Consider the following 23,295-nt stretch of genomic DNA (forward strand, 5'->3'; position numbering starts at 1 on the left):
CCGGCCGCAGGCAAGGCTGACCGCCGACCGCCGGGCATGCCTTGCCGGGCGTCCGGGTGCGTGGCACTTCTCACGCCCTCGACGTGGGGCCGGCGCATGCTGCCCCGTTCCGCCGTCACCGCCAGGAGAGGCCCGTGTCCGCACTGAAGCCGTTGAAGAAGGCCGTCCTGCCGGTTGCCGGGCTCGGGACCCGGTTCCTGCCGGCGACCAAGGCCCTGGCCAAGGAGATGCTGCCGGTGGTGGACCGGCCGCTGATCCAATACGCGATCGACGAGGCGCGGGCCGCGGGGATCGAACAATTCTGCCTGATCACCGGCCGCGGCAAGACCTCGATCGTCGAGCACTTCGACGTCGCCTACGAGCTCGAGAAGACGCTGGAGGAGCGCGGCAAGGCGCGCGAGCTCGCCGAGCTGCGGGCCCAGGCGATCGAGCCGGGGGCGATGGTGACGGTGCGCCAGCAGGTGCCGATGGGCCTCGGCCACGCCATCTGGTGCGCCCGCAGCTTCATCGGCGACGACCCCTTCGCCATCCTGCTGCCCGACGACCTGATGATGTGCGACGTCTCCTGCACCGCCCAGCTCGCCGCCGCCTACCGCGAGACCGGCGGCAACGTGGTGGCGATCGAGGAAGTGCCGCGCGAGAAGGTCAACCGCTACGGCGTGCTGGATGTCGAGAAGGACATGGGCCGGCTGGTGTCGGTCAAGGGCCTGGTGGAGAAGCCGCCGGTCGACAGGGCGCCGTCCAACCTGACCGTCATCGGCCGCTACGTGCTGATGCCGGAGGTGATCGGGCATCTGGCGAAGATGGAGCGCGGCGCCGGCAACGAGGTGCAGCTGACCGACGGCATGGCCAAGCTGATCGGCACCCAGCCCTTCCACGGCGTCCGCTACGAGGGGCGCCGCTTCGACTGCGGCGACAAGGCCGGCTGGCTGGAGGCGCAGATCGCCTTCGCCCTGGCCCGGCCGGACATGGCGCCGGCCGTGCGCGAATCCCTGAAGCGCTATTCGTGACCACCCCGTGCTAACCGCATCGGATTGACGCCGGCCGCGGCCCGCCGGACGACCGGGGGCCGCGCCGCTCATCCAACGGGAGCAGGACGATGCGTATTGCGATGGTGGGGGCCGGCTATGTCGGCCTGGTCTCGGGGGCCTGCTTCGCCGAATCTCGGCCACGACGTCTGCATCCTCGACACCGATGAGCAGAAGATCGCGGCGCTGCGCGCCGGCCGCATCCCGATCTACGAGCCGGGCCTCGAGACCCTGGTGCAGGAGAACGCCCGGGACGGTCGGCTGTCCTTCACCACCGAGCTGGCCGAGGCGGTGCAGGGGGCGGATGCGGTCTTCCTCGCGGTCGGCACGCCGTCCCGCCGCGGCGACGGCCATGCCGACCTGTCCTTCGTCTTCGCCGCGGCCGAGCAGGTGGCCAAGGCGGCGAAGCGGCCTCTGGTGCTGGTGACCAAGTCCACCGTGCCGGTCGGCACCGGGCGGCAGGTCCATGAGATCGTCCGCAAGGCGCGCCCCGACCTCGCCATCGAGGTCGCCTCCAACCCCGAATTCCTGCGCGAGGGCAGCGCCATCGGCGACTTCATGCGGCCCGACCGCGTGGTGATCGGCACGATGGAAGGCGAGGGCGGCGAGCGGGCGCTGGGCGTGCTGCGCCGGCTCTACCGGCCGCTGAACCTGATCGAGGTGCCGGTCCTGGCGACGCGGATCGAGACCGCCGAGCTGATCAAGTATGCGGCGAATGCCTTCCTCGCCACCAAGATCACCTTCATCAACGAGGTCGCCGACCTCTGCGAGAAGGTTGGCGCCGACGTGCACGACGTGGCGCGCGGCATGGGGCTCGACGGCCGCATCGGGCGGAAATTCCTGCATGCCGGTCCGGGCTACGGCGGGTCCTGCTTCCCCAAGGACACCCTGGCGCTCGCCCGCACCGCGGCCGATTTCGGCGCGCCGATCCGGCTGGTCGAGACCACCATCGCGGTGAACGAGGCGCGCAAGGAAGCGCTGGCCGAGCGGGTGATCGCCGCCTGCGGCGGCAGCGTCGCCGGCAAGACCATCGCGGTGCTCGGCCTGACCTTCAAGCCCGAGACCGACGACATGCGCGACGCGGCCTCGCTCGTGCTGATCCCCCGCCTGGCCGAGGCGGGGGCGGAGATCCGCGCTTTCGACCCGGCCGGCATGGGCCATGCCAAGCCGCTGCTGCCCGGCAGCGTGCACTATGCGACCAGCGCGCCGGATGCGATCGACGGCGCCGATGCGCTGGTGCTGCTGACCGAGTGGAACGAGTTCCGCGCCCTGGCGCCGGCCCGGCTGCGCAAGGCGATGCGCGGCGACGTGCTGGTCGACCTGCGCAACGTCTACGACCCGGAGGCGATGCGCGCCGCCGGGTTCCGGTACGCCTCGATCGGCCGACCCTGATCTCGCCGGGAAAAATCCCGGCAAAACGCGGAGACCTGCCAATGACCGCCTTCCACCACAGCTTCGACCGGACCGTGCTGCGCGAGTACGACATCCGCGGCATCGTCGGGACGACGCTGCAGCCGGAGGACGCCTCGCGATCGGTCGCTGCTTCGGCAGCATCGTCTCCCGCGCCGGCGGCACCAAGGTGGCGGTCGGCTATGACGGGCGGCTCTCCTCCCCGGACCTCGAGCCGCAGCTGGTCGCGGGCCTGCGCGCCTGCGGGCTCGAGGTGATCCGCATCGGCCTGGTCGCGACGCCGATGCTGTACTTCGCCAGCTACCACTACGCCGCCGACGGCGCGGTGATGGTGACCGGCAGCCACAACCCGCCGGACTACAACGGCTTCAAGATGATGCTGGGCAAGAAGCCCTTCTTCGGCGCGCAGATCCAGGAGATCGGCCGGATGGCGGCCGAGGGCGACGTCGTCCCGGTCTCGACCGAGGGCAGCGACCACAAGGTGGACGTGACCGAGGCCTATGTCGCCCGCGTGCTGCAGGACTATGACGGCGGCGAGCGCAGGCTGAAGGTGGTCTGGGACCCCGGCAACGGCTCGGGCGCCGACATCACCAAGGCGCTGGTGGCGAAGCTGCCGGGCGAGCACTACGTCATCAACGGCGACGTGGACGGGACCTTCCCGAACCATCACCCCGATCCGACGGTGGCGAAGAACCTCGAGCAGCTCATCGCCGAAGTGGCCAAGGAAGGCGCCGATTTCGGCATCGCCTTCGATGGCGACGCCGACCGCATCGGCGTGGTGGACGGCGAGGGCAACATCCTGTTCGGCGACCAGCTGCTGGTGGTGCTGGCCCGCGACGTGCTGAAGGCGAAGCCGGGCGGCACCATCATCGCCGACGTCAAGGCGAGCCAGGTGCTGTTCGACGAGATCGCCAAGGCCGGCGGCCAGCCGCTGATGTGGAAGACCGGGCACAGCCTGATCAAGGCGAAGATGGCCGAGACCGGCTCTCCGCTGGCCGGCGAGATGTCCGGCCACATCTTCTTCGCCGACAAGTGGTACGGCTTCGACGACGCGCCCTATTCCGCCGTCCGCCTGCTCGGCATCCTGGCCCGCGCGCCGGAGACGCTCGGGCAGATGCGCGCCGCCCTGCCGCAGGTGCTGAACACCCCGGAACTCCGCTTCGACTGCCCGGAGGAGCGGAAATTCGTCGTGGTCGACGAGGTGAAGGCCCGCCTCGCCGCCGCCGGCGCCAAGGTGCAGGCGGTCGACGGGGTCCGCGTGCTGACGGATGACGGCTGGTGGCTGCTGCGCGCCTCCAACACCCAGGCGGTGCTGGTGGCACGCTGCGAGGCGCGGTCGGAGGCGGGGCTGGAGCGGCTGAAGGCCGGGCTGGTCGAGCAGCTGACCGCCAGCGGCCTCGCCGCGCCCGACTTCTCCGGCGAGAATGCCGGCCACTGAGGCCGGGCAGGGCGGCGGGGCGGCGGATGGTTGACGTCCCCGGCGCCGCCTTCGCATCCTGACCTGGAAGCGGGGAGGGGACGGGGATGCGGATCGGCAGGCGGGCGGCGCTGGGCGCCGGTGCGGGCTTGGCGGCGGCCGGGATCGCGCGGGCGCAGGACGCCTGGCCGACCCGCCCCGTCCGCATCATCGTGCCCTTCCCGGCGGGCGGCACCACCGACCTGCTCGCCCGGCTCTATGCCCAGCGGCTGACCGAGACCCTCGGCCAGTCCGTCGTCGTCGAGAACCGCGGCGGCGGCGGCGGCTCGATCGGCGCCGATGTGGTGTCCAAGGCGACCGACGGCCACACCCTGCTGTTCCACAACCTGACCTTCTGCACGACCACGGCGGCGCTGGAATTCGCCGGCCGCGCGCCGCATTCCATCGAGCGGGACTTCGCCCCGGTCTCGATGGGCGCCAACGTGCCGATGATGCTGCTGGTGAACCCGGCCGTGCCGGCGAAGGACCTGAAGGAATTCGTCGCCTTCGCCCGGCAGCGCGGCGACCTCTTCTACGGCTCGACCGGTCCCGGCAGCACCATCAACCTGGTGGGCGAGGTGCTGAAGCGCGACGCCGGCATCAGGCTGGACCATATCCCCTATCGCGGCGCGGCGCCGCTGGTGCAGGAGCTGCTCGCCGGGCGCATCCAGTTCGGCGGCGACCAGCTCTCCTCGTCCCTGGCGAATATCCGCTCCGGCGCGCTGCGGCCGGTGGCGACCCTGGCGGCGCAGCGGGCCAGCGCGCTGCCGGAGGTGCCGACCGCGCGCGAGCAGGGCTTCCCCAGCATCGAACTGCTGGGGTGGAACGGCTTCTTCGCCCCTGCCGGCACCCCGGCCCCGGTGCTGGCGCGGCTGCAGCGGGAGATCGCCGCGGCGGCGCAGCACCCGGATGTCGCGCGCCGAATCGCCGAGCTCGGCGCCGAGCCGGGCGGCAACAGCGCCGCGGAGTTCGGCGCCGCGGTGAAGGCCCAGCTCGCCCAGGTGCGGCCGCTGGTGGCCGAGCTGAAGATGCATGTGGAGTGAGCCCGCCGCTCTTCCTCTACGGCACGCTGCTGCGGCCGGCGGTGCTGGAGCGGATGGCGGGGCAGCCGGGCCTGGCGCGGCGGCTGCGCCCGGCGCGGCTGGAAGGCTGGGCCCGTGTCGCGCTGCGCGGCACGCCCTGGCCGACGCTGGTGCGCGCGACGGGCGCCGCGACCGAGGGCGCGCTGCTGCGCTGCGGGCCGGCGGCGCTGGCGCGGCTCGCGGCCTATGAGGGGGCGTCCTACCGGCTGTTGCCGGTGCGGGTGACGACGCGGCGCGGGCCGCGGCGGGCAAGGGCCTGGGTCGCGCCGCGCTGGCGGGGCGCCGCCCCGGACCGCGCCGGAGGGCCTCGCCCCCTGCGCGGCCCGGGATTAGGCCGTGGCGCAGAACATCTACGACAACCCGGAATTCTTCGCGGGCTATGCCCGGCTCAGGCGGTCGGTCGAGGGGCTGGACGGGGCGCCGGAATGGCCGGCGCTGCGGGCGATGGTGCCGCCGCTGGAGGGGCGCCGCGTCGTCGATCTCGGCTGCGGCTTCGGCTGGTTCTGCCGCTGGGCGCGCCAGGCAGGCGCCGCCTCGGTGCTCGGCCTCGACCTGTCGGAGGCGATGCTGGCGCGGGCCCGGGCGATGACCGAGGACCCCGGCGTCACCTATCGCCGCGCCGACCTGGAGGCGCTCGACCTGCCGGCGGCGGGCTTCGACCTCGCCTTCAGCGCGCTCGTCCTGCACTACATCGAGGACCTGCCGGCGCTGCTGGCCCGCATCCGCGGCGCGCTGGTTCCGGGTGGGCACCTCGTCGCCTCGCTCGAGCATCCGATCCTGACCGCGCCAAGCCGGGCCGGCTGGACCACCGATGCTGCGGGCCGCAGGGCCTGGCCGCTCGACGGCTACCAGCGGAGGGCCCGCGCGTCACGGACTGGCTGGCCAAGGGGGTGGTCAAGCAGCACCGCATGCTCGGCACCACGCTGAACGCGCTGCTCGGCGCCGGCTTCCGGCTGACCCATGTCGAGGAATGGGCACCCACCGAAGCGCAGGTCGTCGAGCGCCCCGAACTGGCCCCCGAGCGCGAGCGCCCGATGTTCCTGCTGCTGTCGGCGCAAGCCGCCGCCTGACCCGAAAGGGCGGGCGCGGGTGGGGAGCCTCACCCCCGCTGCCTCCTTCCCTGCTTTTGCCTTGCTTTTATTCCTATTTTCGTGCTTCATTCCGGGTCCTGGCAGGAAGGACCCCCGATGCGCCGCCGCCCCCGCTTCGACCCCGCCATCCCGCCCGAGATCCTGCCCCCGACTTCGCCACCCGCCACGACCTGCACAACTACCTCTACCTCCGCCCGACCTTCGGCCTGCTCAGGCCGCAGCCCTGGGCGCCGCTGACCGATGCCGAATGGGCCGCCCTCCGCCCCATCCTCGCCGAGCATGGCTGCGGCGTCGCCGACCACCCCGCCCCGGCCGGCCCATGGCCGATGCCCGCGCCCGGCTCGACGCGATCTTCCGCGCGGTGACGCTGAAGCGCCCCCGCCCGCAGGGCGGCGGCCGTGCCGCCTGGAACCAGTTGCCGCCCGGATCGGCAAGGCCGACACCGTCTCGCGCACCTACCGCCGCTGGTGCGCGGCCGACCTCTGGATGCGCCTGCTGCAGGTGGTCGGCGCCGAGGACTGCCCCGAGGTGCTGGCGCGGCTGACGCATCGCATCTGCTGCGCCTTCCGGCGGGGGATCCGGCTGATGGGCCCAGGGCGATCGTCCTGGCGCGGCGGCTCCGGCTCTACTCCGCCCTGCCGGCGCCCTCCTTCTGGCTGCCCGATCCGGATTTGTCCGAGATCTACATGCCCGTCATCCTCGCCCTGCTGCGCCACGCCAGGGAGCATTGGGGCCGCCGGCTGGGCCAGGCCAACCTCCGCCTGATCGCCTCCATGCACCGCGCCATGGGCGGCCGGGCCAGGATCGCCGGGTGGATGGAGCCGCCGTGAGCCGCAAGGTGGAACGTTTTGCGCCAGATCAAGCGTGGTCAGGTGGCGCCTGCCGCAGCATGGATATCCTTGTCCTCATCGCATCGCCGGAGTCGCCCGCCCATGCTGCAACCGCCGCCAGCCGAACCGGGCATGCGCGAGGAGGAGGTCGATACCCCCGCCCTGCTGCTCGACCTCGACGTGTTCGAGGCCAATCTCGACGCCATGGCGGCGCTGCTGGCGCCGACCGGCGTCGGGCTGCGGGCGCATGCCAAGACCCACAAGTCGCCGGTGATCGCCCGGCTGCAGATGGCGCGCGGCGCGGTCGGGCAATGCGTGCAGAAGGTCGCCGAGGCCGAGGCGCTGGCCTGGGGCGGCATCCCCGACATCCTGGTCAGCAACCAGGTCGTCGGCAGCAGCAAGCTGGCGCGGCTGGCGGCGCTGGCCTCGATCGCCGAGGTCGCGGTCTGCGCCGACGACCCGTCCCAGATCGGCGAGATCGCCGCGGCGGCCGAGGCCGCCGGTGTCCGCATCCGGGTGCTGGTCGAGATCGATTGCGGCGCCAGCCGCTGCGGCGTGGCGCCGGGGCCGGAGGCCGTGGCGCTGGCCGAACGCATCGCCGCCAGCCCGCATCTCCGCTTCGGTGGGCTGCAGAGCTACCATGGCAGCGCCCAGCACAAGCGCCGCCCGGACGAGCGCGAGGCGGCGATCGGCCATGCCGCCGAGGTCACCCGCCGCACGGTCGAGCAGTTGCGCCAGCGCGGCCTGACCTGCGAGATCGTCGGCGGCGGCGGCACCGGCACCTTCGCGCTGGAGGCCGCGAGCGGCGTCTACACGGAGATCCAGGCGGGGTCCTACGCCTTCATGGATGCCGACTATGCGCGGAACGACGTGCCGCCGCCCTTCCGCCAGAGCCTCTTCGTCCTGTCCACCGTGATGAGCCGGTCGCTGCCCGGCGTCGCCGTGGTCGATGCCGGGCACAAGGCGGTGGCGATCGACAGCGGCCTGCCGCTGGTCGCGGGCCGGCCGGGTCTGCGCTACGTCGGCGCCTCGGACGAGCACGGCAAGCTGCTGGTCGAGGACGGGGCGACGCCGGCGCTTGGCGAGAAGCTGCGCCTGGTGCCGGGCCATTGCGACCCGACGGTCGATCGCTACGACTGGTATGTCGGGGTGCGGCGGGGGCGGGTGGAATGCCTCTGGCCGGTCGCCGCCCGCGGCGGGATGCATTGAGGCGGGGCGGTGCGGCGCGGGGCTGACCCGCGCGGCCTATCCGCGGGGCCGGCGCCGGGCGCCGGCCATGATCCGAAACCGGCCATGCTACCGGGCTTGCGTCCAGAAGCTGAACGCGGCGCCGCCGCAGCGTGTGGTTTCCAGGGTGGGATCAGGCGTCCGGGCGGTCGCGCCCGTCCGCGATCCGCGCTGGCTTCAGCCGGCGCGGCGGCTGGCGGAGGCGGTCTTCACCGGCTTGGCCGCCGGCTTCTCGGCCGCCTTGGCCGGCACCGCCGCCGTCCGCTTCACCGGGGCGGTGCCGCGGCTGGTGTCGCCCTGCTCGGTCCGCGGCACCGGCTTGCCGCCCTTGCTGGCCGCGGTCATCCGCAGCAGGGCGGGCTTGGTCGTCTCCACCACGCGATAGCCACCGGCCTTGGGCGCGGCCCGGCCGGCGACCACCACCGGGCGGCCGTGATGGCGCCCGGTGCGGGCGAGGGTCGCGGCGCTGGCGCTGGCCATCATGCCCGGCATGGCGCGGCGGGCGACCGGCGGGTCGCGCGGCGAGACGCCGAGCCCGGCGAAGCCCTGGTCGAGCAGCGCCATCATGTGGCGGTCGCGCTCCCGGCCGGTGCGGCCGCCGAAGACCGCGGCGACCAGGCGCACGCCGTCCCGCTGGGCGGAAGCGACGAGGTTGAAGCCGCTGTCGTCGACATAGCCGGTCTTGATGCCGTCGGCGCCGTCATACTCGTTCAGCAGCCGGTTGTGGTTCCAGTGGGTCCGGCCGCGGAAAACGAAGTGCGGCGTCGAGAAGAAGGAATAGCGGTCCGGGAAGTCGCGGATCAGCCGCTGGCCGAGGATCGCCATGTCGCGCGCGGTCGAGACCTGGTCGATGTCGGGCAGGCCCGAGGCGTTGCGGAAGGTGGTGCGGGTCATGCCGAGGCTGCGGGCGCGCAGCGTCATCATCTGGGCGAAGCGGTCCTCGGACCCGCCGCCGAGCAGCTCGCCCAGCGCGGCGGCGGCATCGTTCGCGGATTTGGTGACCAGGGCGAGGATCGCCTCCTCGACCGTCAGGTTCATCCCCGGGGTGAGGCCCAGCTTCGAGGGCGCCATGGAGGCGGCCGAATAGGAGACCGGCACCGGGGTCGAGAGCGTGATGCGGCCGTCGCGCAGGGCCTCAAAGGCCATGTAGACGGTCATCATCTTGGTGAGGGAGGCGGGGTATCGCCGCTCATCCGGGTTGGCGGCGATGAGGGCGTTGCCGTTCCGGGCATCGACCACGATGGCGGCATAACGTTCGCTGCCGATTTGAGCCGAAGCCGGAACGGCGACGCCGATTCCGCAGGCGAGCACGAGGGCACGCATAGCCCTCAAGCGCAAGGATGCGCTGGTCCCGAACATGGCAGCCCCCTGATGCGCGGCACCGCCCCCCGGCATGCCAGCAGATCGTCCACACGATACGGTGTTGCCGACGCGATTGTCCACCGGAATGGAACAAGAACCTCGCAGGAGCAATCACTTGCGTTGCAGGGGTGCGCCGGCGTGTAAACACCAGAAGCGTCTCCTACCGGCGACAGGTTAACGGACTCCCGACAGAGTTTCCGAAATCGCTGATCCGTGATCTTAATTGTTTTTGTGCACCGCAAAAAATCTTGCGGCTCACCATGCCGAACCGTTAGACAGGCTCGTGTTGCAGTGCAGCAAAGCGGCGCACCAGCGGGGCCTGGCGTCCCGGACCGGCGCCGAGCAAGGGTGAGGCGAGACGTGGCAATCCGAAAGAGCAAGGCTATGGCGAGTGTGACCGAGGCGAAGGTGGCTTCCACCCCGGCCCCGCGCGCGCGACCCAGGGCCAAGGCGATCGAGGCCATGGCCGAGGCGGCCGAGACGGCGCCGGCGGCCCCCGAGCCCGGGATCGGGACCGTCGCGGCCAAGGCCGCGATGCCCGAGACGCAGGCGCCGGTGGGCGAACCCGTGAGCGACGCGGCCGTCGAGGCCGCCCCGCATGCCCTTCCGCCGGCCGGCACGACCAGCGACGCAGCCCCCGCGCAGCCGATGCGCATGACGATGGAGACCACCATGGACCAGGCAACCAAGGCGACCGAAGGCTTCCTCAAGGCCGCCGAGCAGGCCACCGAGTTCACCCGCGGCAATTTCGAGGCGATGACCAAGGCGACGCAGCTCTATGTCGCCGGCGTGCAGGACCTCAGCAAGCAGACCATGGCGATGTTCCAGGGCCTGGCCGACCACGGCGTCGCCGGCGCCAAGGCGCTCGGCAGCGTGAAGAGCCTGAAGGAAGCCGCCGAGATCCAGGCGACCTTCGCCCGCGCCGCGGTCGAGAAGAGCCTAGCCGAAGGCGCCAAGCTGCAGGAAGCCGCGCTGAAGCTGGCCGAGACCTCCTTCGCGCCGCTCTCCGCCCGCATGACGCTGGCGGTCGAGACCTTCGCCAAGCCGCTGGCCGCCTGATCGAGGCGACGCTGCGACGTCCCGGCCCGAGCGGCCGGGACGGATGAGACGAGGCCCGTCCCGGGTCGCCCGTCCCCCAGCCGGGGGGCGCGGCGGCCGGGGGCGGGCCTTTCTTCGTCGGGGCGCTTTTCCGGCGGCGGCCGTGGCGTTCTGGCCGGTCCGGACTTCCCGCCGCCGCCCCGCCGCCCCATATCTTCGCCTGTGCCTGCGCGTAGCACTTCACCTGGTGCGGCGCGCGGCGGTATCCTGCTCGCCGGGTCGGCGCCGGGGTCTGACCCGGACACCAGATGCGAGGCGAGCCCCCGTCTTCCGGGAAACTCCCACCAGGAAATTCGATGAGCGACCAAGACAAGCGACCGAACGGAGGGAACCCGCCCGGCGACACCACGCCGAACACCGGCGTAGTGGTGAAGACCCGCCCGCGCACCAAGAAGCCGGCAATGTACAAGGTGCTGATGCTCAACGACGACTACACGCCTATGGAGTTCGTCGTGCACGTCCTTGAGCGCTTCTTCCAGAAGAACCGGGAGGAGGCGACGCGGATCATGCTGCACGTGCATCGTCGCGGGGTCGGGGTTTGCGGCGTCTACACCTATGAAGTCGCCGAGACGAAGGTGACACAAGTGATGGACTTGGCGCGGCAGAACCAGCATCCTCTGCAGTGCACCATCGAGAAGGAGTGACCCGGCCCTTCGCCCCGCGCCGCGGCTTGCTACGGGAAACGCAACGCATTCCGGGCGAGGTTGCAACGATGCCGAAAAGGCCAGGCCGGCGTTCTCATCCCACTCCGCCGAACGGGGGGATGCCCCGGGGAGCGGATAGACCAAGATGTTCAACCGGGGAAACCCTCCGTCGCTTTCGGGCGATGTCCCGTACGATGGTTCTCATTGGGAGCGTCTCTAGCATGCTGTCACGCAACCTCGAGCAGACGCTCCATCGCGCCCTCGGCCTCGCGAATGAACGCCGGCACGAATACGCGACCCTGGAGCACCTCCTCCTCGCCCTGACCGACGACACCGATGCTTCGACCGTCCTCAGGGCCTGCGGCGTCGATACCGAGAAGCTCAAGCGCGATCTCACCGAATTCCTCGACAAGGACCTGGCGGGGCTGGTCACGGAACGGGCCGGCGACCCGAAGCCGACCGCCGGCTTCCAGCGCGTCGTCCAGCGTGCCGCCATCCATGTCCAGTCCTCCGGCCGGGACGAGGTGACCGGCGCCAACGTCCTGGTGGCGCTGTTCTCCGAGCGGGAGAGCCACGCGGTCTACTTCCTGCAGCTGCAGGACATGACACGGCTCGACGCGGTGAACTTCATCAGCCATGGCATCGCCAAGGCGCCGGGCCGCGCCGCCAGCCGCCCGGTCGCCGGCACGCCGGCCAACCCGCAGAACGAGGAGCCGGAGAAGGAGGAGAAGCCCGCCCGTGGCCGCAGCCAGGACGCGCTGACCAACTACTGCGTCAACCTCAACAAGAAGGCCCAGGCCGGCAAGATCGACCCGCTGATCGGCCGCGACACCGAGATCGAGCGGACGATCCAGATCCTCTGCCGCCGCACCAAGAACAACCCGCTCTACGTGGGCGATCCCGGCGTCGGCAAGACCGCCATCGCCGAGGGCCTGGCCAAGCGGATCATCGAGGGCGACGTGCCGGAGGTCCTGCTCAAGAGCACGATCTACGCGCTCGACATGGGCAGCCTGCTGGCCGGCACCCGCTACCGCGGCGACTTCGAGGAGCGGCTGAAGGCCGTGGTCAACAAGCTGGAGCAGCAGCCCGGCTCGATCCTGTTCATCGACGAGATCCACACCGTCATCGGCGCGGGCGCCACCTCGGGCGGCGCCATGGATGCCTCGAACCTGCTGAAGCCGGCGCTCGCCCAGGGCACGCTGCGCTGTGTGGGCTCGACCACCTACAAGGAATACCGCAACTACTTCGAGAAGGACCGCGCTCTGGTCCGCCGCTTCCAGAAGATCGACGTGAACGAGCCGAGCCTGGAAGACGCGGTGAAGATCCTGCAGGGTCTGAAGACCAACTACGAGAAGCACCACAAGGTCCGCTACACGCCGGAAGCCATCCGCGCCGCGGTCGAGCTCTCGGCCAAGTACATCCATGATCGCAAGCTGCCGGACAAGGCGATCGACGTGATCGACGAAGTCGGCGCCTCCCGCATGCTGCTGCCCGAGGGCAAGCGGCGGAAGACCGTCACGCTGAAGGATGTCGAGGAGATCGTGGCGAAGATCGCCCGCATCCCACCGAAGACCGTCAGCAACGACGACAAGGAGACGCTGAAGACGCTCGAGCGCGACCTGAAGTCGATGGTCTTCGGCCAGGAAAAGGCGATCGAGACGCTCTCGGCGGCGATCAAGCTGTCCCGCGCCGGGCTGCGCGACGCGGAGAAGCCGATCGGCAACTACCTGTTCAGCGGCCCGACCGGCGTCGGCAAGACGGAAGTCGCCAAGCGCGCTGGCGAAGACGCTCGGCATCGAGCTGATCCGCTTCGACATGTCCGAGTACATGGAGCGGCACAGCGTCTCCCGCCTGATCGGCGCGCCGCCGGGCTATGTCGGCTTCGACCAGGGCGGCCTGCTGACCGATGCCATTGACCAGCACCCGCATGCGGTGCTGCTACTGGATGAGATCGAGAAGGCGCACCAGGATCTCTACAACATCCTGCTGCAGGTCATGGACCACGGGAAGCTGACCGACCACAACGGCAAGACGGTGGATTTCCGCAACGTCATCCTGATCATGACGACGAATGCGGGCGCCGCCGAGATGGCCAAGACCGCGATCGGCTTCGGCGCCACCGTCCGCATCGGCGAGGATACCGAGGCGATCAACCGCATGTTCACCCCGGAATTCCGCAACCGGCTGGACGCGATCGTGCCCTTCTCCGGGCTGACGCCGGAGATCGTCGGCCGTGTCGTCGAGAAGTTCGTCATGCAGCTGGAAGCCCAGCTGGCCGACCGCAACGTCACCATCGAGCTCAGCTCGGCGGCGAAGGAATGGCTGGCCGAGAAGGGCTTCGACCCGCTCTATGGCGCGCGTCCGCTCGGCCGCGTGATCCAGGAATTCGTCAAGAAGCCGCTGGCCGAGGAGCTGCTTTTCGGCAAGCTGACCAAGGGCGGCGCGGTCAAGGTTGGCATGAAGGACGGCGCACTGGCCTTCGACTACCTGGAAGCCGCGGCGCCCGCCCTGCCGAAGCCCGAGGAGGGCGACGGCGAGGCGGAGAAGGAGCCGGAGACCATCGAGTAGGGCTCCCGCTTCGATCGCGGTTGAGTATCATTGGGCGGGCGCGGGGGATGACCCCGCGCCCGTTTTCGATTCAGGGGCAGGAACGCCAGATGAGCGCCATCAAGGATTGGGACGCCTACAACGCCGCCGCGCGCGAGCAAGGCAAGGCGCTGAACGCGCTGCACCCCGGATTGGTGAAGGGCTTCGGCGCTCTGAGCCGCGGCGCCGCCACCACCGCCCACCTGGACGCCAAGACGCGAGAGCTGATCGCGCTCGCCGTCGCCGTCACCACCCGTTGCGACGGCTGCATCGATGCGCATGTGCGGAAGGCCAAGCATGCCGGCGCGACCAAGGCCGAGATGGCCGAGGCGCTGGGCGTCGCCATCGCGCTGAATGCCGGGGCGGCCTTCACCTATTCGCTGCATGTGCTGGACGCGGCGGGCACTGAGTGAAAAGTAAGGTTGGGCAGGGAAAAGTATTCCCTCCCCAAGCCCCACTCTTCCTTTTTGTGAGTCGGCTGCCACCGCGCGGCGAATGCCAGACTCACAGAAATCGATGAGGGGTCCGGGGAGAATACCTTCTCCCCGGCCTTGCCTTACCCGAGCCCGCCGGCGCGGATGAAGGCTTCCTGCTCCGGCGTCTCGATCGCACCCGGCCGCACCGCGCGCACCGCGGCGATCGCCGCCCCAGCCTCCACCCCCGCCTGCAGCAGCAGGCAGGCGGCGAAGGTGCCGCTGCGGCCGAGCCCGGCGGCGCAATGCACCACCACCCGGCCCCCCGCCGCCCAGCTGCGGCGCAGCAGCGGGGCGATGCCGGCCCAGGCGGCCAGCGCCGCCGCGCCGGGCGGCTGCAGGTCGGGGACGGGCATGCAGTGCCAGGCGAGGCCCGCCGCGGCCACCGCCGCCGCCATCCCCGGCGGCAGCTCGGCCGGCTCCTGCAGGGTCAGCAGGTCGGCAGCACCCCAGGCGCGGATCGCCTTGAGGTCGGCGGCCAAGTTGCCGCCAGCGCGGCCCGGGGAATGGGTGATGCCGAGGATGCCGCCGCCGGGCAGCGGCAGGGCGTCGATCCTCACGCCGCGCGCGGCGGCTCCAGGCCCAGCATCAGCGTGCAGAGCTCGCCTTCCTCCACCGCCGCCGCCGCTTCCGCCAGGGTGAACCAGCGGCGCTCGCGCTCGGCCATTTCCGGCCAGCGCTCCAGCAGGCGCTCGACCTCCAGCGGGTAGACCTCGACCTCGCAGGTCACGCTGGCGCCGTTGGCCAGGCGCTTGGGATAGGCGTAGTGGCCGATCGGCGCCTGCCCGATGCGGCCGCGGATGCCGGCTTCCTCGAAGGCTTCCTGCGCCGCCTGGGCGGCCGGACTGTGCCGCTTCTCGATCCATCCCTTGGGGATCACCCAGCGCCGCGTCTCCCGGCTGGTGACCAGCATGACCCGAACCTCCGCGCCGTCACGGCTGAGCGGCAGGGCGGCGCATTGGCGGCGGCGGGATAAGGCGAGGCGGCTCGGCATGGTGTCCCGGCTTTTGAATCGTTACTCTCGCATGGACGCGCAGCCTACTATACGGATGAGCCGCCGATTTGTTGCGGATTTTCCCGCTTTTGCAGCCTGTGCGGGCATATTTGATCCCACGGCAGGGTGTTCAGCCGATCACCCCGCCATCCTTCCGCACGATGGCGATCACCGAGGGCCGCGGCGGCGCGCCGTCCCTGAAGTCCGGCCAGCGGGTGGAGGGACGGTCGAAGCTGCTGCCGGCGTCCTCCCCGGGATGCTGGATCGCCAGGAAGATGGTGCGGTCGTCCGGGGTGAAGCGCGGGCCGCAGACCTCGGCCCCGGTCGGCGCCTGGTAGAAGAGCCGGGTGAGGGCGCGGCCAGGCCCGGCTGTGTCGGCGGCGTAGAGCCCGTCGGCAACGCCCGAGGTGAAGGGCGACCCGTCGGTGGCGATCCAGATCCGTCCCTTGCTGTCGAAGGCGCAGTTGTCGGGGCAGGACAGCCAACCCTGGTCGGATGTCGCGCGGTGGTACTGCGCGCCGGGATCGATGCCCGGCTTGCCGGCGGCCAGGAAGATGCCCCAGCGGGCCGTCACGGAGGCATGATCCACCTGGGCCGTGCCGGCACCCGGCGGGATGATCTCAACCACATGGCCGTGCAGGTTCGCCGCGCGGGGATTGGCGGCGTCCACCTGCGCGGGCTTGCGGCTGCTGTTGTTGGTCAGCATGACATAGACCCGGCCATTGGCCGGGTTGGTCTCCACATCCTCCGGCCGGTCCATCGGCGTCGCGCCCAGCAGGTCGGCGGCACGGCGAGCTTCGATCACCACGTCGCCTTGGGTGGAGAAGCCATTGGCGGCGGTCAGCGGGCCCTGGCCCTGCACCAGCGGTAGCCAGCGCAAGGTGCCGTCAGCCTCGAACTTTGCCGCGTAGAGGGTGCCCTCGTCCAGCAGGTCGCGGTTGGCGGCGCGGTCGGCGGGGTTCCAGGGCTTGGCGGTGACGAATTTGTAGAGGTAGTCGAACCGCTCGTCGTCGCCGGAATAGAAGGCGACGCGGCCATCCGGGCAGACCGCATGGGTGCAGCACTCATGCTTGAAGCGGCCGAGCGCGGTGCGCTTCACCGGCACGCTTTCGGGATCGTAGGGGTCGAACTCGACCACCCAGCCGGAAGCGGTTCGGCTCGTTCGGCGTCTGGTCCAGGTCGAAGCGGGCGTCGAAGCGGCGCCAGCCATAGACCGGGTCCTTCTGGATGCCGTAGCGCTTGTAGGCGGCGGCCTGGGGACCGGTGGTCGCGGCCTCGCCGCCGAAGGCGACGTTGAAGTTCTCCTCACAGGTCAGGACCGTGCCCCAGGGCGTGTTGCCGCCGGCGCAATTGTTCATGGTCCCGCGCACCCGGGTGCCGGTCGGGTCCTCGGCGGTCTTCAGCCGGTCGTGCCCGGCCGCCGGCCCGCTGATCCGCATCGGCGTCTCCAGCGTGATGCGGCGGTTCCAGCGGCCGTCCCGGGCATAGGACCAGCGGCCGGCCTCGCGGCGGAGCTTCACGACCGAAAGCCCGTGCGCGGCCCGCTCCACCGCGCCCTGCTCGGCGCTGGCCCGGCTGCCGGCCTGGCGGCCGGCGCCGAGGCCGGGGAACATCAGGTTGGTGTTGGTGTATTCGTGGTTCACCACCAGCAGGCCGCGGTCGGCGGCCTTGCTCCCCTGGGGCAGCGGGAAGAAATCCAGGTAGTCGTTGTTGTAGCCGAACTGGCGCGCCTGGGCCTCGGCGGTCTGCCGGTGCGGGTCGTGCTCCGGGGCGTCGGGCAGGATCGGGTCGCCCCAGCGGATCACCAGCTGGATCTCGTGCCCCTCGGCCACCGCGTCGCGCTGCGAAAGCTGGTGGCGCAGCTCCGGGAAGCCCAGGGAGGAGGGGCCGCCGTTCGGGGTGTTGCCGCTGTCCTGCGCGACGGCCGGCAGCGCCGGCAGCAGCGCGGCGGCGCCGAGCAGGCCGCGCCGCGACAGCCGCGCCGCGATCATCTCGCCGATCGGCCGGCGCGGGTCGGGGTTGCTGCCGATATCCTCGATCTCGATCGGGTCTTCGGCGCCCTCAGTCTCGGTCATGCTGGACTCCGCGCCTTCGCTGAGCGTCTGGGGCGCGAGTCGGACATCGGCCGGGCCGGCTTGTCCAGCGACACTCGGATGACAGGCCCCGGCCCTCGCATTCTGCGACGCAGCCTGCGCGGTATGCCGCTTGCGAGGCCGGCCCGGAGATCCGGAGGCGCCGCCATGCTCGACATCCCCTTCCACCTGGCCGATGCGGGTCTTCCCGCCGCGCGCATGGGCCGCGACGCCCCACGCATCGCCGTGCTGATTCCCTGCCACAACGAGGCGGTGGCGATCCCCTCGTGGTCGAGGCCTTCCGCCGCGCCCTGCCGGACGCCGCCATCCATGTCTACGACAACAACTCGACCGACGGCACCGCCGCCGCCGCCCGCGCCGCCGGCGCGCTGGTGCGAACCGAACGACTGCAGGGCAAGGGCCATGTGGTCCGCCGGATGTTCGCCGATGTGGAGGCGGACCTCTATGTGCTGGTCGATGGCGACGACACCTACGACGCCGCCGCGGCGCCGGCGATGGTGGCGCTGCTGCTGGCGGACCAGCTGGACATGGTCACCGGCACCCGGGTGACCGAGATCGAGGCTGCCTACCGGCCCGGCCACCGCTTCGGCAACCGGATGCTGACCGGCATGGTCGCCCAGGTCTTCGGCGACCGGATCTCCGACATGCTGTCGGGCTACCGGGTCTTCTCGCGCCGCTTCGTCAAGTCCTTCCCGGCGCTCTCCTCGGGCTTCGAGACCGAGACCGAGTTCACCATCCATGCGCTCGAGCTCAACATGCCGGTCGGCGAGGTGCCCTGCGCCTACCGGGACCGCCCGGCGGGCAGCAGCTCGAAGCTCCGGACCTATGCCGACGGATTCCGCATCCTGCGGACCATCCTGCTGCTGGTGAAGGAGGAGCGGCCGCTGCAGTTCTTCTCGCTGGCGGCGCTCGGGTTGCTGCTGCTCGGCCTCGGGCTCGGCGTTCCGGTGGTCTGGCAGTTCCTCGGGACCGGGCTCGTGCCACGCTTGCCGACGGCGGTGCTGGCCACCGGCGTCGTCCTGATGTCCTTCCTGGCGCAGGTCTGCGGCCTGGTGCTGGACAGCGTCGCCCGTGGCCGCAAGGAATCGAAGCGGCTGGCCTACCTGGCGCACCGCGCGCCGGGCGCCTGACGGCCGGAGCACGCGTTCGGGACCGCGGCCCGGACCCCTCGACCGCACCGTCCACGGATCGTCCTTTCCCCGCCGCCGCGCGCCGCTATCTGCAATGAGGTGAGAACCGAGCGTGTTCGCCCGCAGGGATGCCATCCCGTGCCCGCCCCGACCGACCGGCCCGGCCCTGGCGGCGGGGCGGCCGGATGACGCGCCGCGCCGCATCCCGCCCGGCGGGTCTGCGCCGGTGGCTCCTGGCCCTGGTCTTCCTCGCGCTCTGCCCCGCGCTGCTGGTCGGCCTGCTGACGGCCTGGCAATCGGCCACGGCGCAGCGTGCCGTGGCGCTGGCGCGGCTGGCCGAGGCGGCGACGGTGCTGGCCACGGCGCTGGACCGGGAGGTCGAGGGACTCGCCGCGACATCCGGAGGCCCTGCCGCGGTGCGGAATCCGGTCTTCGCCAGCGCGGCGAAGGCGCAGGGCATCCTGCCCGCCCTGCCGCGGCTGCAGGCGCTGCTCGGCGGCCCGGGCCTGCCGCCGGGGGCGGTCGCGCTGCTGTTGGACGACCGCGGCGGCCTGGTCGCGGGCACGGCGGGGCGGGGCGACGCCCTGGCCGCCCTGCCGGTGCCGCCACTCGGCCCCGCCGCGCCGCGGCGCACCGCCGGCCGCGACGGCCAGCCGCGGGACTTTGCCCAGGCCGCCCTCGCCGCCATTCCCGGCTGGACCCTGCTGGTGGCGCAGCCGGCCGCGGCGATTGATGCGGCCGGCCGGCATCCCATCCTGGTCTGGGGGCTGGGCGCGCTGCTGGCGGCAGCGATGGCCGGGTTGCTGGCGCTCGGCTTTGCCGCGGCGCTGCGCCGGCCGCTGACCCGCTTGCTCGCCCAGGCCGGCAGGCTGGTGGCGGAGCCCGACCCGGCCGGGGACGCCCGCCCGCCGCCGCGCGCGCCGGTGGTGGCCGAGCTGGCGGCGCTCGAGGCCGCCCTGCAGGCGGCCGCGGCGACGCTGCGGGCGCGGCTGCTGGAGGCGGCGCGGGCGGCGGCCGAGCAGGCGGCGGCGCTGGAGCGGCAGGTCGCCGAGCGCGACGGGGCGCTGGCCGCCGCCCGGGCCGAGGCCGCGCGGGAGGGCGCGCTGCGCCGGCGCGAGGAAGCCCAGGCCGCGCTGCTGCAGGCGCAGAAGCTGCAGGCGTTGGGCGCGCTGGCCGGCAGGGTCGCGCATGGATTCAACACCGCGCTCGCCTCCATGGTCGGCAGCTACCGGCTGATCGAACGGCGGGTCACCGACCCGGCCCTGCTGCAGGCGGTCGAGGATGGCGGCAGGGCGGCGGAACGGACGGCGGCGCTGCTGCGCGAGCTGGTCGAGTTCGCCCAGCGGGAGGAGCTGCGCCCGGTGCCGCTGGAGTTGCCCGGCCTGCTGGCCGAGGTGAGGGAGATGGTCCACTACACCATCGGCAAGGGACTTTCCGTGGTGGTCGAGCTGCCGCCCGGCCTCTGGCCGGTGCTGGCCGACCCGCACCGGCTGGAGGCCGCGCTGCTCAACCTCGCGGCGCTGTCGCGCGCGGGCTGCCGCCCGGCGGGTCGCTGCTGATCAGCGCCCGCAACCTGGCGCCGGAGGAGCTGCCGGCCGGGCTTCGGGCCGGCGATTATGCCGCGATCGCGGTCTGCGACGCGGGCGACGGCGTGGCCACGGCCGGCGGGGCGGCCGGGCATGGCCTCGGCCTCGCCATGGTGCGGAATTTCGCGGAGCGATCGGGTGGAACCTGCCGCATCGAGCGCCGGCCTGGGACCGGCACGCGGGTCGAGATCCTGCTGCCGCGGGCCGATCCGGAGGCCTCGGAGATGATCCCCGAGGACGCCGATGCGCTGGACCCGCGGCTGCATGGCGGCGCCGCCATCCTGCTGGTCGATATCGAGGAGGCCGCCCGGGCGCGGCAGGCAGCCCTGCTGCGCGACCTCGGCTACACCGTGGCCGAGGCGGGCAATGCCGAGGCGGCCGAGAGCCTGGCGCATTGGCTCGGATCGCTCGACCTGGTGGTCACCGCGCTGGAACTGCCCGGGGCGGACGGCGCGTCGCTGGCCGCCCGGCTGCGGGCCGATCGGCCGGCCCTGCCGGTGCTGTTCGTCACCCTCGCGCCGCCCGGCCCGGTGCTGGCGGGCGAGGCGGTGCTGCAACGCCCGGTGCCCCCGGCCGCGCTCGCCGAGGCGGTGCTCGAACTGCTGCAGCGCCGCCGCAGCCTGCGCCCGCCATCGCCGGGGATGCGGCTGCTGCGGCGGCTCCGGACGCCCTCGCTGCGCGCCGCCTTCCTGACCTGGCACGCCGCGCGCGTGGCGGGGGAGGCGCTGCCGCGGCTGGCCAATCTCGACCTCGACCGGCTGGCGCTGCAGGAGCATTGCGTGCTGGTGGCGCTCGACGGGCCGGCGGAGGAGCCGAGCTTCCGCTTCGTCTCGGTCGGCCGCGCGCTGACCGACCGGCTCGGCCACGGGTTGGACGGCACGCCGATCCAGCTTGACCGGCGAGGAAATGGAGGTGCCGGGCTCGCTGCAGGCGGCCTACCGCCGCGCGGCGCGGACCCGCGCCCCGGTCTTCGAGGCGGCGGATTTCGATTTCGGCGAGGGCTCGCCGCTGCGCTTCGAGCGGCTGACGCTGCCGCTGTCGCAGGACGGGGAGGCGGTGACGCATCTGGTGGGCGTGGTATTGTTCCACGAGGATGCGGCGTCGGGAACGACCCAGCCGGCCGAGGCCGGCTGAAGCCATCGCAGGAGAATAGCGCAGCCATGGACAGCGACGCCCCTGAGATCGACGCGCCCGACCTGGCGCGGCGGCTGGCGGCCATGACGCCGGAGGCGATCGACGCGCTGGGCTTTGGCGTCATTCGGCTCGACGCGGGCGGGACGGTGACGCTCTACAGCGCGCGGGAGCGGGAGAATCTCGGGGCTTCGCCGGCAGGTGATCGGGCGGCACTTCTTCACCGACATCGCGCCCTGCATGCAGCGGCCGGAGGTGAGCGGGCGGATCGAGCGGGCGCGCGCCGGCGGGACGCTTGACGTCGCCTTCGACTTCGTCAGCGACCTGCCGAGCGGCGAGCGCGACGTGGCGCTGCGGCGCGGCTGCTGTCGGACGGCGACGGCGGCACCTGGTTGCTGCTGCAGCGCGAGGACTGACGCCCGCCGCACCAGCTTCCGACCTGCGGCCCGAAGGACCGGGGCGCCGTGCCCGGCGTCCGAGGCGCATGAGCGCGGGGCGGGTCAGCCCGGCTTTGCCTTCAGCCCGAGCCGCACCTTCCAGCCGCCCGCCTTGACCTGTTCCGGCGTCTGCCCGTCGACGTCGATGCCGAGCGTGGTCGCGTAATGCGCGACGGCGACGGTCAGCGCGACGTTGATGTAGAGCGGCCAGGTAAAGGCCTGGGTCAGGAAGCTGCCGGAGGCGATGAAGCTCAGCATGCCGGCCGGCATGGCGGCGGCCATGGCGAAGGCCGCCGGCGGCACCACCATGCCCCTGGCCACCGCCAGGTCCATCCGCTTCAGCACCTTGAAGGATGCCTTCACCGTGCCGACGGTGACCATCATGAACAGCCAGAAGCCGAGGAAGCCGCCCTCCGAGAGTGCGGCGAACCAGGTGCTGTGCACCGCCTTGGCGATGCCTTCGAAGGTGCCGAGCATCGAGGAATAGGTGTAGTAGTTCAGCCGGAAATTCTCGATCCCGACGCCGAAGAGCGGATGGTCCACCGCCATCCAGAACGCGCATTCCCAGGCGTTGAAGCGGCCCTGCGCGCTCTCGTCCACCAGCCCCGCCTCGCCGGCCCCGCCGGAGGAGCGGCTGGAGATGCCGGCGGCGGCGAACAGGCCCATCGCGCCGACCACGCCGATGCTGATCAGCACCACCTTGGACTTGATGACGCGCAGGCCGAAGAGCCCCATGATGGCGACGATGCCGAGCAGCCCGCCGCGGCTCTGGGTGCAGAGGATGGCCCAGACCATCACCGCGAAGCCGACCACGCCGAGCGCCCGGTTGAGCAAGCCGACGCCCTTGGTGCAGACCAGCCGTCACCGCGAAGGCCAGCGGGAAGAGCAGCACCAGGGACAGGTCGTTCGGGTCGCCCAGCACCGAGCCATTGGCCCGGCCGATGGTGACGCGCGAGCCCTCGACCAGGCCGATCCCCTGCAACGCGTTGCTGATGGCGACGGCGGAGGTGGCGATGCCGGCCAGGGTGAAGCCGGCGGCGGCCATGCCGAAGCGCTTCGGGGTGGTGGTCAGCCAGGCGATGGCGAAGACCATGATGAAGATCTTGACGAAGGTGTCGGACCAGTAGGCGATCGCCTGGTCGCGCCCGGCCGAGAAGATCATCGCCACCGTCGTGTGGGCGAAGAACCAGCACAGCCATTTCAGCTCCGGCCGCCAGTAGGGCTTGATGCGGCCGAAGAAGAAATGCAGCGCCAGCACCGAGATGGTGCCGAGCGCCAGCAGCTTCGGGATCTTGAAGGGCTCGAGGAAGGGATAGGCCTCGTGGATCCGGAAGAAGCTGAAGATGATGAAGCCGAGGCAGAGCGGGAACGGGTCGCGCACCGCGACGATGGCGACGACCGGCGCGAGGCAGAGCCCGGCGACCACGAAGGGATCCTTCACCGCCCACCAGAGCCCGGCGATGGCCAGCGTCATCGCCAGCGCGAAGACGACCTGGCCGACCGGGTGGGTAATGGCCTCTGAAAGCTTCATCGGGCTCCCATGCGCTGCGCCAGCCCGGCCAGCCCTCTGCCGCCAGCCTGGCAGGTCCAGCACCGGCGCCTCCTCGCGCCGCCAGCCGGCTGGGACCTCCTGCCGC

Annotated in this window: 20 protein-coding genes and 4 pseudogenes; 18 read left to right on the forward strand and 6 right to left on the reverse strand. The window is 71.7% G+C overall.

Annotation, left to right across the window (positions count from 1 at the left end; genetic code table 11):
* Positions 1-134 precede the first annotated feature (134 nt).
* From galU to ACQ86J_RS32810, 10 genes and pseudogenes are all read left to right on the forward strand, one after another.
* A complete protein-coding gene (galU, locus tag ACQ86J_RS32765) occupies positions 135-1,010 on the forward strand; it encodes a UTP--glucose-1-phosphate uridylyltransferase GalU (RefSeq protein ID WP_431268789.1) in 876 nt (291 codons plus the stop codon).
* Positions 1,011-1,099: 89 nt separating this feature from the next.
* A pseudogene (locus ACQ86J_RS32770) lies at positions 1,100-2,420 on the forward strand (UDP-glucose dehydrogenase family protein).
* A gap of 41 nt (positions 2,421-2,461) precedes the next feature.
* Positions 2,462-3,876 (forward strand): annotated as a pseudogene (gene pgmG, locus ACQ86J_RS32775) (phosphoglucomutase/phosphomannomutase PgmG).
* 86 nt (positions 3,877-3,962) lie between these two features.
* The gene (locus tag ACQ86J_RS32780) at positions 3,963-4,937 is read left to right on the forward strand and encodes a Bug family tripartite tricarboxylate transporter substrate binding protein (protein WP_431268790.1); all 975 of its coding nucleotides are present in this window, start codon (positions 3,963-3,965) and stop codon (positions 4,935-4,937) included.
* Positions 4,938-4,990: 53 nt separating this feature from the next.
* Positions 4,991-5,182: pseudogene (locus ACQ86J_RS32785) on the forward strand (gamma-glutamylcyclotransferase family protein); the annotation flags it as partial.
* Positions 5,183-5,312: 130 nt separating this feature from the next.
* On the forward strand, positions 5,313-5,903 hold the full coding sequence (locus ACQ86J_RS32790) for a class I SAM-dependent methyltransferase (protein ID WP_431268791.1): 591 nt from the start codon (positions 5,313-5,315) through the stop codon (positions 5,901-5,903).
* The gene (locus tag ACQ86J_RS32795; RefSeq protein ID WP_431272768.1) at positions 5,885-6,046 is read left to right on the forward strand and encodes a hypothetical protein; all 162 of its coding nucleotides are present in this window, start codon (positions 5,885-5,887) and stop codon (positions 6,044-6,046) included. The genes ACQ86J_RS32790 and ACQ86J_RS32795 overlap by 19 nt, the downstream gene beginning before the upstream one ends.
* Before the next feature lie 56 nt (positions 6,047-6,102).
* Complete coding sequence (locus tag ACQ86J_RS32800; RefSeq protein WP_431268792.1) at positions 6,103-6,432, forward strand: hypothetical protein; 330 nt, start codon at positions 6,103-6,105, stop codon at positions 6,430-6,432.
* Positions 6,433-6,534: 102 nt separating this feature from the next.
* Positions 6,535-6,897: a hypothetical protein gene (locus ACQ86J_RS32805; protein ID WP_431268793.1), complete on the forward strand. Its 363-nt coding sequence runs from the start codon at positions 6,535-6,537 to the stop codon at positions 6,895-6,897.
* A gap of 102 nt (positions 6,898-6,999) precedes the next feature.
* The gene (locus ACQ86J_RS32810) at positions 7,000-8,106 is read left to right on the forward strand and encodes a DSD1 family PLP-dependent enzyme (protein ID WP_431268794.1); all 1,107 of its coding nucleotides are present in this window, start codon (positions 7,000-7,002) and stop codon (positions 8,104-8,106) included.
* Between the two features lie 195 nt (positions 8,107-8,301).
* Here the strand turns inward: ACQ86J_RS32810 and ACQ86J_RS32815 are convergent, their stop codons facing one another.
* Positions 8,302-9,363, reverse strand: a complete 1,062-nt coding sequence (locus ACQ86J_RS32815) for a D-alanyl-D-alanine carboxypeptidase family protein (RefSeq protein ID WP_431268795.1) — start codon at positions 9,361-9,363, stop codon at positions 8,302-8,304.
* Positions 9,364-9,870: 507 nt separating this feature from the next.
* On the opposite strand from ACQ86J_RS32815, the gene ACQ86J_RS32820 reads away from it, so the two are divergent.
* The 4 genes and pseudogenes from ACQ86J_RS32820 to ACQ86J_RS32835 all read left to right on the forward strand — a co-directional run bounded on the left by ACQ86J_RS32820 (position 9,871) and on the right by ACQ86J_RS32835 (position 14,227).
* On the forward strand, positions 9,871-10,545 hold the full coding sequence (locus ACQ86J_RS32820) for a phasin family protein (RefSeq protein ID WP_431268796.1): 675 nt from the start codon (positions 9,871-9,873) through the stop codon (positions 10,543-10,545).
* Positions 10,546-10,880: 335 nt separating this feature from the next.
* Positions 10,881-11,228, forward strand: a complete 348-nt coding sequence (clpS, locus tag ACQ86J_RS32825; protein ID WP_133219238.1) for an ATP-dependent Clp protease adapter ClpS — start codon at positions 10,881-10,883, stop codon at positions 11,226-11,228.
* Positions 11,229-11,449: 221 nt separating this feature from the next.
* A pseudogene (clpA, locus tag ACQ86J_RS32830) lies at positions 11,450-13,796 on the forward strand (ATP-dependent Clp protease ATP-binding subunit ClpA).
* Between the two features lie 98 nt (positions 13,797-13,894).
* Positions 13,895-14,227 (forward strand): carboxymuconolactone decarboxylase family protein, encoded by a 333-nt coding sequence (locus ACQ86J_RS32835; protein ID WP_431272619.1) that lies wholly within the window; start codon positions 13,895-13,897, stop codon positions 14,225-14,227.
* Between the two features lie 143 nt (positions 14,228-14,370).
* Here the strand turns inward: ACQ86J_RS32835 and ACQ86J_RS32840 are convergent, their stop codons facing one another.
* From ACQ86J_RS32840 to ACQ86J_RS32855, 4 genes are all read right to left on the reverse strand, one after another.
* Positions 14,371-14,847 carry a protein-tyrosine phosphatase family protein gene (locus ACQ86J_RS32840; RefSeq protein WP_431268797.1) on the reverse strand — a complete coding sequence of 159 codons (477 nt, stop codon included), beginning with the start codon at positions 14,845-14,847 and terminating at the stop codon, positions 14,371-14,373.
* On the reverse strand, positions 14,844-15,200 hold the full coding sequence (locus ACQ86J_RS32845; RefSeq protein ID WP_431268798.1) for an NUDIX hydrolase: 357 nt from the start codon (positions 15,198-15,200) through the stop codon (positions 14,844-14,846). Before ACQ86J_RS32845 ends, ACQ86J_RS32840 begins: the two co-directional genes overlap by 4 nt.
* 211 nt (positions 15,201-15,411) lie before the next feature.
* Positions 15,412-16,419, reverse strand: a complete 1,008-nt coding sequence (locus ACQ86J_RS32850) for a PhoX family protein (RefSeq protein ID WP_431268799.1) — start codon at positions 16,417-16,419, stop codon at positions 15,412-15,414.
* On the reverse strand, positions 16,346-17,356 hold the full coding sequence (locus tag ACQ86J_RS32855) for a PhoX family protein (protein WP_431268800.1): 1,011 nt from the start codon (positions 17,354-17,356) through the stop codon (positions 16,346-16,348). Before ACQ86J_RS32855 ends, ACQ86J_RS32850 begins: the two co-directional genes overlap by 74 nt.
* A gap of 284 nt (positions 17,357-17,640) precedes the next feature.
* Between ACQ86J_RS32855 and ACQ86J_RS32860 the strand changes: the two genes are divergently transcribed.
* The 3 genes from ACQ86J_RS32860 (at position 17,641) to ACQ86J_RS32870 (ending at position 21,520) form a co-directional block, all read left to right on the forward strand.
* On the forward strand, positions 17,641-18,504 hold the full coding sequence (locus tag ACQ86J_RS32860; RefSeq protein WP_431268801.1) for a glycosyltransferase: 864 nt from the start codon (positions 17,641-17,643) through the stop codon (positions 18,502-18,504).
* 185 nt (positions 18,505-18,689) lie between these two features.
* Positions 18,690-20,063, forward strand: a complete 1,374-nt coding sequence (locus ACQ86J_RS32865) for a hypothetical protein (RefSeq protein WP_431268802.1) — start codon at positions 18,690-18,692, stop codon at positions 20,061-20,063.
* A gap of 92 nt (positions 20,064-20,155) precedes the next feature.
* Positions 20,156-21,520, forward strand: coding sequence for a response regulator (locus ACQ86J_RS32870; RefSeq protein WP_431268803.1), 1,365 nt, complete (start codon positions 20,156-20,158; stop codon positions 21,518-21,520).
* 201 nt (positions 21,521-21,721) lie between these two features.
* On the opposite strand, the gene ACQ86J_RS32875 is transcribed toward ACQ86J_RS32870, so the two are convergent.
* Positions 21,722-22,453 carry an O-antigen ligase family protein gene (locus tag ACQ86J_RS32875; RefSeq protein ID WP_431272620.1) on the reverse strand — a complete coding sequence of 244 codons (732 nt, stop codon included), beginning with the start codon at positions 22,451-22,453 and terminating at the stop codon, positions 21,722-21,724.
* On the opposite strand from ACQ86J_RS32875, the gene ACQ86J_RS32880 reads away from it, so the two are divergent.
* Entirely contained in the window at positions 22,440-23,180 is a 741-nt protein-coding gene (locus ACQ86J_RS32880) for a hypothetical protein (protein WP_431268804.1), read from the forward strand. The genes ACQ86J_RS32875 and ACQ86J_RS32880 overlap by 14 nt on opposite strands.
* Positions 23,181-23,295: the final 115 nt, after the last annotated feature.

It is taken from the genome of Dankookia sp. P2 (genome assembly GCF_050632255.1).
GTDB lineage: Bacteria > Pseudomonadota > Alphaproteobacteria > Acetobacterales > Acetobacteraceae > Paracraurococcus.